At 45.7% G+C, this 304-nt stretch carries 1 pseudogene; it reads right to left on the reverse strand.

Features of this window, described 5'->3' with window-relative positions:
- A pseudogene (locus ACT3RM_RS18285) lies at nucleotides 1-304 on the reverse strand (IS21 family transposase); the annotation flags it as partial.

The following is a 304-nucleotide window of genomic DNA, read 5'->3' on the forward strand; positions in this document are numbered from 1 at the left end:
CTTCTCTTGTCTGAAAGTCATAACTACCACGGATTTTTAATGCTTGCTCCAGTTGCGATTTAAGATGCCCATGAGGGCTCTCAATAGCCCCATTTTCATGCGCAATACCGCGGTTATTGCGGGTCGCTTTAAAGCCATAATGGGTGACTAATTCATTAAAGCGCTCTGTAAAATCGTTATCATTAGTGTGATTACGATAGGCGGCACTCAGACTGTCTGTACGCACTTCTTTAGGCACACCGCCGGCTGCTTTAAATGCGTTTTGCACGCCATCAGAAAAAGCAGCAAAGCTTTCACCGCCGTA

Origin of the sequence: Pseudoalteromonas sp. AOP7-A1-14, from assembly GCF_052376275.1 — a bacterium.
Lineage (GTDB): Bacteria > Pseudomonadota > Gammaproteobacteria > Enterobacterales > Alteromonadaceae > Pseudoalteromonas.